We start from the raw sequence: 10,233 nt of genomic DNA, 5'->3' as shown, positions 1-10,233 counted from the left end.
CAACAATAGGCTACGGCTGTTGTAGTGGTGGTAGGGAATCCTCTTCGTTCACGAAGAGGAGGATGTCAATTATGGTTTCTGCCGGCGACCAAATCCTTTTCTAGCCGCTCATCTTGGCCTGTCTCTAAATGAATCTTTGAAGATTGTGAATAGGATTTGAACTATTAATATATGCAGATCGAGTTTGAACTATCTCTTAAATAGTCCGCAAGGAAAACATATGAGCAAAACAATACTATTAATCGATGCATCGCACTTTCTTTTCCGGGCTTTCTTTGCCCTGCCTCCTCTTAATACGAAGTCAGGGCATCCAACCGGAGCCACGAGAGGCTTTCTTTCGATGCTTAGGGCATTAAGACGAGATGTCCCTACGGACTATGTGGCTTGCGTTTTTGACCCGAAAGGAAAAACCTTCCGCTCCGATATTTATCCGGACTATAAAGCCAATAGAGAAGAAACCCCCGAAGATCTTAAGCTGCAAATTCCCGATGTTTTTGATGCAGTTAGAAAGCAAGGTATTCCGCTGATTCAAGTTGACGGTATCGAAGCAGATGACACTATCGGAACAATTGCGAAGTCTGCAGGAGAAGCGGGATGTAAAGTCGTCATAGCGACCGGAGACAAAGACTATGCTCAGCTTGTCACGGAAAACGTTGTTTTGATTAACACGATGGGTACAGAAAATACTTGGCTCGATATTGAAGGGGTTAAGGAAAAATTCGGTGTACCTCCAAAACAAATTATTGATTACCTCGCATTGATGGGGGACAAAATTGATAATGTGCCCGGCGTTCCGAAATGCGGTAAGAAAACAGCTTCCAAGTGGCTTGAAGAATATGGATCCTTGGAAAATATTATTGAGAACGCTTCTGCGGTAAAAGGGAAGATTGGTGACAACCTTCGAGAGTCTTTGGCCTTTTTGCCGGTTGCTAAAGCTTTGGTGACAATCAAGCAGGATGCCGATATTTCTTCTCAAGTTAACTCATTGGAAGATCTAAAAATTAAAGAGCCAGATGTTTCGGCTCTGAAAGAACTTTATGAACGCCTGGAATTTCGCGCTTTTCTCAAAGATCTGAAAGATGAGCCCAAGAGCGGTTCAATTAAAACAGATTCCAAGAAATCTGACGAAGAGGCATCAGATGAAATGGATCTTTTTTCCAATTCGGCAGAGAAAGAAGTTCAATTGGCAGAGTTCTCTCAGCAAACAATTGAATCTCCGGAAGAAGCAAAGCATCTTGTTGAAGAGATTTGTTCTCAGAGCAAAGAGGGCAAGCTTCCTTTCTTGTTTGTGCTAGCCGATTTCAAAGATTTTACATACACTTTGCGCGGGATCGCAGTCGGGTGGAATACAGGTAAAAACTGGTTCGTCCCGGTGAGTACCAATTGGGTTGATCCTCAAGGTATTACGCCTGAAGAGTTTACGCAAATATTCGGTTCGTGGCTTTCTGATCCGGCTTTTGAAAAGAGCTGCTATGACGCTAAATACATAGCACACGTTTTGGCCGACATAGGCATCGAGTTCAACGGTATAAAAGAAGACGTCTTACTTCAGAATTATGTTCTGGAAGCTCATCGAACCCATTACATTGAAAAGCTTTCGTACAATTGGCTTAAGTTTGAGCTGCAGAGCGAAGATGTCCTATTGGGCAAGGGCGTTAAAAAGAAAACTTTTAGCGAAGTAGATACTTTGTCTTGCGCAAAATTTGCGATGGAGCGTTCATACGTCGGGGCACACTTATCCGATTTATTCTGCGGACTGATAGAAAAGGATCCGAATCTTCAAAAGATATACCGTGAAATCGAAATGCCGACGAGCCGTGTTTTGTTCAGAATGGAACAAAACGGTGTGTTGATCGATAAACAGTTATTGGCAAAGCAGACAGCGGAACTTCAAGCAAAAGCATCCGAACTGTCAAAGAAAGGAGAGACTATTGCCGGAGAGAAATTTAATTTGGCTAGTCCGAAACAACTCGGAGAGATTCTTTTTGATAAGTTGGGAGTTCTCATCAACGGCAAACCCCCGAAAAAGACCGCTTCAGGAAATTATTCTACAAGCGAAGAAGTTCTTTCAGAACTTGCACTGGATTATCCTTTGGCCAAAATTGCGCTGGAATACCGTGCTCTGACCAAACTTATTTCTACCTATACTGAAAAGTTGCCTACTCAAATTTCTCCTCGAGATGGAAGGGTTCATACGACCTTTGAACAGGCGGTGGCCGTTACCGGAAGATTGTCTTCGACTAATCCGAACTTGCAGAATATTCCTGTAAGGACACCGGAGGGAAGAAGGGTGAGGGAAGCCTTTATCGCAGGCCCGGGGAAGAAAATTATCAGTGCCGATTACTCTCAGATCGAATTGAGAATCATGGCTCATTTATCAGGAGATAAAGGTTTTACCGAAGCATTTAAGAAAAACCAAGACATTCATAGGGCAACAGCTGCGGAAGTATTCTCCGAACCTTTGGAAGCTGTCACCCCGGATCAAAGAAGAATAGCTAAGGTGATTAATTTTGGTTTGATCTACGGCATGAGTGCATTCGGGTTAGCAAAGAATTTAAATATTGATCGCCATGATGCTAAGAACTATATCGCCCGTTATTTCCAAAGATATCCGGGAGTATCCAAGTACATGGAGGATACACGACGGCATGCCCTGGAAAAAGGATATATCCAGACAGTGTTCGGAAGAAGATTGGAAATTCCGGAGCTGCAGGCTTCCGGCGCAAGAAAAGCAGCTGCTGAACGCGCGGCTATTAATGCTCCGATGCAGGGAACAGCCGCTGATCTCATCAAAATGGCAATGATTGCCGTTCAAGACTGGCTGCAAAAAGAAAACTTAGAAAGTAAGCTGGTTCTCCAAGTTCATGACGAATTGATTCTGGAAGTGCCGGATAAAGAAGTGGAGGTTGTGAAGAAGAGACTTCCGGAAATTATGTCCTCAGTTGCTGAATTGCACGTACCATTAATTGCTGAGGTTGGTGTGGGAGAGAATTGGGAAGCCGCACACTAAAGAAAAGCGAAGCCGCCGGCTTCGCTCTTTAAGAAAAATTTAGCTGCAGGAGCCGGAACGCTCAGGCTCCAGACGTCCGATTTCTTTTTTATCCGCATCAAACAAGATGAGATATTTACCGTCCTTCTTAGCGAACTTGGTTTTGTTCAGAAGGTCGGTGAAGCTTGCTTCTAAGTCCATATACTGTTTAGCGCAAAGCTTTCTCGTCATTCCCATGTTGACGAATTCGAGTTTGTCGTTATCGCCGATAACATAATCACCGAAAAGGCTGTTGCAGCCAGGTTCGGAATTGAGCTTACCGTTCTTTTTGAAAGTGATAGTCGCAGGAATGTCGCAGGACGGAACTGAGTCAGTAGCAGGCATCCAAGAAGAAGTGGAAGTCAGATCTTCAACAGTCACAGCAGAAGCCAAACCTGTCATTGATAAAAGGATGGCCCCTAGTAAGAATTTACGCATTAATTTCTCCAATAAATCTATGTAAAGCTTACTGATTTCTTCAAATAACGAATACCGTAAATTAGTGAAAATGGTTTCATTTTGTTTAAGAAACGATTTGGCTGTCTTGGTCTCCGAAAATACTGGACCAAATAGGCCAAAGGGTGCAATAGGACCAACAGGTGATGAAAAGGCCCCAAAGTACGACCAGGACGGAATTAATGCCGAGGATTGCACCCAAAGCACTTAAGGAAGTGGTGCCGAAAGTTGCGATTAAAGCCAGCAGAAGTCCGAGAACGATAAAAGCGCCGGCGTTCTTCAAACAGACAAAGAGGCTGAAGAAGAAAGCTTTTCCAAGCGGCATTCCTTTCCAAGCAATGAGCATTGGAGAAAAACAGGTTACGCAAAGAAGGGCGGTATAGAAAACGAAGCCAAAGAGGACGGCAGCCCAAGGAAAGTTGGACACTATCTCATTAGGAAGAAGCTTTCCGTCTTTGCTGAACCACTTAGCGATGTCCTCTGCGGAGAGCCAAGAAAAAACAAGACTGATCAAAATAACGCAAACTCCATAGATTAGCCCCAAGAGCAGGAGTTTGTTACGGACGGAGGTGTTTTTGAAACATTCTCCGTAGCATTGAAATATTGTCGGGATTATTCCTTTGGATACATCTCTGCCGCAACTAGCAATTGCAACGGCTCCAAAAGGTGTCACCAGGCCGCTTAATAAAATATCAATGAAAGGTACGTTTAGCAGAGCGCCCGGCATTCCTGCTACAAGCATCAGCAATAAGTAAAAGGCGACGATGCCGCTGGTGGCTACAGGGGCTGTTTTCATGATTTTGAATCCGGCCTTAAGCCACACAAGTCCCGTAGAAGCGGGGAGATTATAGTTTTTGTTCATAAAAAGTCCAAAGTAAACCTTTCGTTATCATACTGTTTTTACAAAGGTCAGAAATTTCAGAATAGAAAAATCAGTAACAAAAAAGGCAGAGGTTAATCTGCCTGCTTGAAAATTTGAACCTCAGACTAGATCCAAGGAAGATCTTTCGGATCCGCTTCTCTTCTCAATTTCAATATTCTTTCGAAATGTCTCGGGTCGTGAGGCTTCAACATACTGGCTTCACGCGGAAGGTAAAAGTCATAAAGACGAGAGACCCAGAAGCGAAGAGCCCCGGCCGAAAGCATGTCTTGCCAAAGAGAGTGTTCTTTTTCCGTTAGTTTTCTCACTGAGTTGTATCCTTCCAAAAATGCTTGAGTTTCCTTTGGAAGGAATTCTCCGGTTTCTTGATCTATCGTCCAGTCGTTAAGGGTAACGGCAAGGTCGTATAGGAACGGAGCATTGCAGGCGAAGTAAAAATCAATGACTCCGCCGAGGTTTTGCTCGTCTCCATTGATTTCAATAAGTGAATTATTTCTGAAAAGGTCTGCGTGAACCGCGCCTGCTTCAAGCTCTTTGTAAGCCTGCGAATTCATTAATTCTTTTTGCCGATGAATTTCTTTTTTCAGATATTCAAAAAGCTCTTCGGGCATGTATGGCTTCAGAGAGGGAAGGGAAGATTCCCAGAAGGCTAAACCTTTTGTGTTTTCTTGAGTTAAAGGAAAATCTTTTACGGCAAGGTGCATTTCTGCAAGCATTTTGCCCATCTGATTACAGGCCTGAGCATTTGGTTGATCAACGTATTCTCCTTTAATGCAAGGAGCAATGCTTGCCGGTTTATTTTTCAACGAAGAAAACAGGTGCCCGTTTTTATCCGTGATGGGACCACTTACCGAAAGTCCTTTATCTAAAAGATGTTTTTGAAGTTTCAGATAATAAGGGATCTGAGTTTCGTTAAGTCTTTCAAAGACAGTTAGGACATATCGGCCTTTTGTGGTCGTCACATAAAAGTTGGAATTCTCAATGCCTGAGAGGATTCCGCTGTACTCAACTAAATCACCGATGTCGTAATTCTTTAGAAAATTATTTATGTCTTCTTCAGAGAGAGGAGTAAATACAGCCATTCTTAAAAACCGAAATTAATGAATTTTGGAACGCTCATGGTATTGTCGCCGCTGGTTCCGTTCTTAGATTGATTGGAAGGTTGCTCACGAGTCATGGTGTAAGGGATTTGAGTACTCATTGGAGTGACCTTGACTTCAGTAACAACATTGTTATTGTTGACGGTCTCTTCAATTTTGGTCTTTGGCCAGAATCTCGGATCTTTCTGACGAACCTTTGCGGCTTCAATATCTTTCTTAGCTTGTTCAAGTTCTTCTTTAGTGACTGCGTCAGTTTTTTTAGCTGTTATGCGTGCTACTTTTTTCTCAGACGTGCCCCCGGAAATATTGTCTTTAGAATCAATGGAGGGTGGAGTTTCCACTCTCGGAGCAGCCGCAACAACTGAAGCAAAACCAAGAGCCAGGATTATAGAAAGCATTGTTTTAGTCATTTTTGAGCTCTTCAAGAAGTCATTAGAGTGGTTACAGTGTAACTAATATTTTCTATATTTTGTCAAAGATTGGTCCTATTATGCGGTGAGTCCAGCCTAGAGGACCTGGAAAAGAATTAAATCTCCGTTTCGTGCATAAAGATTCAAAGTTCGATTTTTTGTTTTAAAGCTTTGAATTCTCTCCGGGAATTCCTTATTTCCGGAGAGGTAAACCGTATAATGCGCTCGATAAATTCAATTGATTCAATTCCTTATTCTTCGGAGAACCAGATGGCGACTTTGTCATCCGCTCAAATTTTAGAAGCAACTGTCAACATGGGGGTTTCTAAAGCCTCTCAAAATTTAATTTCCCGGATTGCAAATACCGTCTTAGCCGGTATGTACATTGCTATCGGCGGATTTTTAGCGATAAGGGTCGGTCTAGTACTCCCTTGGGAGTCGTGGGGAGCAGTGGGAAAGCTTATTTTCGGTGCAGTTTTCCCGCTCGGTTTGATGCTTGTCGTTTTATGCGGTGCAGACCTTTTTACCGGCAGCTGCATGACCTTAACAACGGCAAAACTTAGAGGTCAAATTTCTGTCGGACAGTCCTTTCTTGCAGGAAGTGCTGCTTGGGTTGGTAATTTTGTGGGGGCACTGTTCGTTGCTTATGTCATTGCTTTTTCTTCCGGTCTCATTTTTGAAAGTGCAGGCGGAACGCTTCCCTGGGCAAAAAGCATCGTGAACCTAACTAACGCCAAATGTTCTTTAGATTGGATGTCTGCTTTTGTCCGGGGAGTCGGCTGCAACTGGTTGGTTTGCTTAGCGGTTTTCGCAGCCGCTGCAAGCACTGAGGTTATCGGAAAAGTGGTCGCTCTCTGGTTCCCGACAATGGCATTCGTGGCTTTGGGTATGGAACACTGTATAGCTAATATGTTCTTCGTTCCTCTTGGCATTTTTACCGGAACCGATGCTCGTTATATCGCTTTAGTTAATGCAGGAGAAGCTAAAGCACTAGCTGTAGGTTGGAGTGATTTCTTTATTAATAACTTAGTGCCTGTGACATTGGGAAATATTGTTGGAGGTGCTGTCCTAGTGGGTATTTTGTATCTGCTAGCCAACCACAAAAATAAATAAAAATTAGGCCTGTCCGAACCACCGACAGGCTTAATTTTTCGTTAAATATGAGAATCCGAACTACTTTTCTCCTTCCTCGACTTGCACCAGATCTAAGGCATCTCTAATTTGCGGAAAGGCTAGTTCGCAGCACCGTCTTCCCTCGGCGATGGCTTCTTCCGCTCTGTAAGTCTCCAACAAACCGATTCTGGAAAGTTTTGGCTGCATCGTTACCTCCGGAGGATCTCCGGCTAAACGTGTTTTAGTTATTCTGTCCTGAGCAATATTGATGGAGGAAGCTATCGTTTCGAAGAAATCCGGCGGTTCAGGCATATCGTTTTGGAGGGTTTCTTTTTGATATTTTGCAGGGATTAGCTTCTTTGCCTTTTGCACTAATTTGTAAATCTCACTTGGTTTTTTCTTTTGTTCAGCTCGAGGATTTCTATTTTTTGTGAGCAAATCGCTGTTTAGGTTAACGGCGATGACCACATCCGCGCCCAAAGCACGGCACAAAGAAACTGGAACAGGATTGACAATTCCTCCGTCGATACACCAACGGTTTTCTTTATTTAATACGGGCTGGAAAACTCCGGGCATTGCCATGGAAGGCCAAACCGCATCAAAAACCGGACCTTCCGTCACCCATAGCTCTTTACCTGTATTCAAATCACAGGTAACCGTCCCAAAGGGCATTTTTAAATCTTCAATGTTCATTTTTCTAGGAATGCCGGATTTGACCAAAAACATTTGCATATGTTTTAAGTTAATCCAACCGTCGAAAGAAAAACTTGGATTGAAAAATGCCGTCCAGTTCAAACGGTTAATATTTAAAGCTTGAGCCTTGAGTCTGTCTAGGTTGCCGCATGCGTAAGAAGCCCCGACAATAGCACCGATGGAAGTTCCTGCAACAACATCGACGTGTACACCTCTTTCCTGCAAGTATTCCAATATACCGATATGTGCAAAACCTCTGGCAGATCCGCTCCCTAATGCAACGCCGACTTTCATAAAATTCTCCTTTTCTAATAATTCTATTGCCCAAAACAGAATTTGAATCTGATTATGTGCATATTGGGCTCCGAGATCCTTTAGAGGATGGAATATGTCGTTTGCGACCGAATGTTTTCAAAATAAGTAGAAACATTGGTCAGAAAAATCCCTAACTTTTTTCACATAGTAAAATCAACTTTCAACTTATAAGAAAGAGTCAGTAGAAGGATAGTAAAGGATAGTAATATTTAGAAATAATTTGAAAACACATCCTCATCGGCTAAGTTATGAAGACATGTTACGGTTTTTGGGACGGCGAGCCATTTGATTTACGAAATGCGAGTTTAGAAGAGCTGCCGGCGACCCTTAATATTGAGGAGCTCGAATTTTTTGACGGCTCTAATCCTGTAGATGCGTTTGTTTCCCATAGAGGCTTCATTATTTTCAACCCTGAAGTCTCCTTGATTAAGGTTCTAAGAGATTACTGGGAAAAGGCCTCCGAGAATTCCTGCGGCAAGTGTACTCCTTGCAGAAACGGAACCGCACTCGTTTATGACTTATTAAAGAAGGCCTCTGAAGATAAACATAGTCTCTCAGAGAAAGACTGGAAGGTCATCGAAGAGGTTTGCACACTAATGGCTGAAAGCAGCTTCTGCGGAGTAGGTCAGACCGTTCCGGTTTCTCTCCTCGGAGCTCTAAAATTTTTCCCTGAAGACCTAAAAAAGAACGTGCCCTACACATCAGCAGATCAGTTTTCCGTTGTTACGGCGCCTTGTATCGAAGCATGCCCTGCGAAGGTTAATATTCCCAGATATATTGACTACATTAAGGAGTCCAGATCGGATTTAGCCACCGGGGTTCTTTTAAGAAACTATCCGCTAGTTGGATCGTGCGGACGTGTATGTGTTCATTTCTGTGAGTCTGCATGCCGAAGAAGAAAGCTTGAGGGCCCCGTTGATATTAAAAATCTGAAGCGCTATGCAGCAGATTCTCTCGGTGAGTCCGTAGATCATCTTTTCAAACCAAGGCGCGCCCCGCAAAATAAACCTAAAGTAGCGGTTATTGGTGCGGGTGGAGCAGGAATTACCTGTGCTTACCACTTGCTTCTTGCCGGTTATCCGGTTGATATTATTGAAAGCAAAGATAGGGCAGGCGGAATGGCCTTAACAGGTATTCCGCAATATCGCCTTCCTAAGGATTTGCTCTCCAGCGAAACAAGTAAAGTTATCGAAAATCTCGGAGGACGTGTTCTTTTCGAAAGAGAGTTTGGAAAAGATTTTTCGATAGATGATTTATTCAGCGACGGATATAAAGCAGTATTTCTCGGTGTTGGATGTGCTAAGGGTACGAAACTCGGTTTTCCTGAAGACGAAGAGAAAATCGTCGGCTATACCGACGGAATAGAGTTTCTGCGTCAAGTCGAAAAATCAGTTTCTAAAGGAAGACCTCTTCATTATGAGGGAGACACTGTAATTGTCGGCTGCGGAAACGTAGCTATGGACTGCTGCAGAACGGCAGTCAGAATCAGCTCGGGCAAAGTCTCTGTCGTATACAGAAGAACGGAACAACTATCTCCGGCCGATCCTGTCGAACTTCATGAAGCTCATCAAGAAGGCGTTTCTTTTCATTGGCTGACAGCTCAAAAGCAGTTGGTTATAGAAGACGGCAAGGTGACAGGTTTACTTTGCTGCAAACTGAAGGTTGAGGGCGATCCGAATTCCAGAAAATCAAAGCTGACTGAAATTGAAGGCTCTGAGTTTGTTATTCCTTGTTCAAAAGTTATTGCCGCTATCGGGCAAAAACTCGAAAAAGAATTATTTGTCGACGCAGATAAGCTTGAATTAGGTAAACGAGATTCCATTATTGCCGTCAATGAGAATTTAGAAACTTCAAGGAAGGGAGTATTTGCAGGCGGCGACTGTGCAGTTGGCCCACGTTCACTTATTGAAGCTATGGCACAGGGAGAAAAAGCAGCTCAGCGAATTCAAGAGTATCTGGAAGGCGAAAAATTCTCCTTTGATAAGAGACAAAGAGTGAGCGACATGATTAAGTCAGCAGGTCTATTTGAAGATGCTGCTGAATGCAAGCCGGTAATTTCCACTTCCCGCACAGTAATTCCGGAATTGGAGCCTTTAAACAGAACGGATAATTTTGAAGAAGTTGAGTTGGGCCTTACCGACGATCAGGCAAAAGAAGAAGCCGAAAGATGCATGCGCTGCTACAGGGTACTTTTGGTTGAAACAGCCAATCCAATTGGAAAAACCGCTAAGTAAACGA

Annotated in this window: 8 protein-coding genes; 3 read left to right on the top strand and 5 right to left on the bottom strand. The window is 43.3% G+C overall.

All coding sequences use genetic code 11. The annotated features are described in order from the left end of the window. Positions 1–220: 220 nt before the first annotated feature. Positions 221–3,010 carry a DNA polymerase I gene (gene polA, locus RDK53_RS09310; RefSeq protein WP_308514311.1) on the top strand — a complete coding sequence of 930 codons (2,790 nt, stop codon included), beginning with the start codon at positions 221–223 and terminating at the stop codon, positions 3,008–3,010. Positions 3,011–3,049: 39 nt separating this feature from the next. Here the strand turns inward: polA and RDK53_RS09305 are convergent, their stop codons facing one another. The 4 genes from RDK53_RS09305 to RDK53_RS09290 form a co-directional block, all read right to left on the bottom strand. Further along, positions 3,050–3,466, bottom strand: coding sequence for an META domain-containing protein (locus tag RDK53_RS09305; protein ID WP_066592566.1), 417 nt, complete (start codon positions 3,464–3,466; stop codon positions 3,050–3,052). Between the two features lie 85 nt (positions 3,467–3,551). Continuing rightward, positions 3,552–4,346, bottom strand: coding sequence for a BPSS1780 family membrane protein (locus RDK53_RS09300; RefSeq protein WP_308514310.1), 795 nt, complete (start codon positions 4,344–4,346; stop codon positions 3,552–3,554). A 125-nt stretch (positions 4,347–4,471) separates the two neighbouring features. Beyond that, positions 4,472–5,446: a homoserine kinase gene (locus tag RDK53_RS09295; RefSeq protein ID WP_308514309.1), complete on the bottom strand. Its 975-nt coding sequence runs from the start codon at positions 5,444–5,446 to the stop codon at positions 4,472–4,474. A 2-nt stretch (positions 5,447–5,448) separates the two neighbouring features. Further along, positions 5,449–5,874: a hypothetical protein gene (locus RDK53_RS09290; RefSeq protein ID WP_281524002.1), complete on the bottom strand. Its 426-nt coding sequence runs from the start codon at positions 5,872–5,874 to the stop codon at positions 5,449–5,451. A 270-nt stretch (positions 5,875–6,144) separates the two neighbouring features. Between RDK53_RS09290 and RDK53_RS09285 the strand changes: the two genes are divergently transcribed. Then, the gene (locus RDK53_RS09285; RefSeq protein ID WP_308514308.1) at positions 6,145–6,987 is read left to right on the top strand and encodes a formate/nitrite transporter family protein; all 843 of its coding nucleotides are present in this window, start codon (positions 6,145–6,147) and stop codon (positions 6,985–6,987) included. 60 nt (positions 6,988–7,047) lie between these two features. On the opposite strand, the gene RDK53_RS09280 is transcribed toward RDK53_RS09285, so the two are convergent. Beyond that, positions 7,048–7,974 (bottom strand): patatin-like phospholipase family protein, encoded by a 927-nt coding sequence (locus RDK53_RS09280; RefSeq protein WP_308514307.1) that lies wholly within the window; start codon positions 7,972–7,974, stop codon positions 7,048–7,050. 269 nt (positions 7,975–8,243) lie between these two features. Here RDK53_RS09280 and RDK53_RS09275 point away from each other — a divergent pair, with 269 nt between their 5' ends. Then, positions 8,244–10,229, top strand: a complete 1,986-nt coding sequence (locus RDK53_RS09275; protein WP_308514306.1) for an FAD-dependent oxidoreductase — start codon at positions 8,244–8,246, stop codon at positions 10,227–10,229. Positions 10,230–10,233 lie beyond the last annotated feature (4 nt).

This window comes from uncultured Turicimonas sp. (genome assembly GCF_902477955.1).
Taxonomy (GTDB): Bacteria; Pseudomonadota; Gammaproteobacteria; order Burkholderiales; family Burkholderiaceae_F; genus Turicimonas.
This window is presented reverse-complemented; position numbering and strand designations above follow the sequence as displayed.

Coding starts and splice junctions, on each gene's coding strand:
- polA (WP_308514311.1), top strand. CDS start 221: ATGAGCAAAACAATACTATTAATCGATGCATCGCACTTTCTTTTCCGG.
- RDK53_RS09305 (WP_066592566.1), bottom strand. CDS start 3,466: ATGCGTAAATTCTTACTAGGGGCCATCCTTTTATCAATGACAGGTTTG.
- RDK53_RS09300 (WP_308514310.1), bottom strand. CDS start 4,346: ATGAACAAAAACTATAATCTCCCCGCTTCTACGGGACTTGTGTGGCTT.
- RDK53_RS09295 (WP_308514309.1), bottom strand. CDS start 5,446: ATGGCTGTATTTACTCCTCTCTCTGAAGAAGACATAAATAATTTTCTA.
- RDK53_RS09290 (WP_281524002.1), bottom strand. CDS start 5,874: ATGACTAAAACAATGCTTTCTATAATCCTGGCTCTTGGTTTTGCTTCA.
- RDK53_RS09285 (WP_308514308.1), top strand. CDS start 6,145: ATGGCGACTTTGTCATCCGCTCAAATTTTAGAAGCAACTGTCAACATG.
- RDK53_RS09280 (WP_308514307.1), bottom strand. CDS start 7,974: ATGAAAGTCGGCGTTGCATTAGGGAGCGGATCTGCCAGAGGTTTTGCA.
- RDK53_RS09275 (WP_308514306.1), top strand. CDS start 8,244: ATGAAGACATGTTACGGTTTTTGGGACGGCGAGCCATTTGATTTACGA.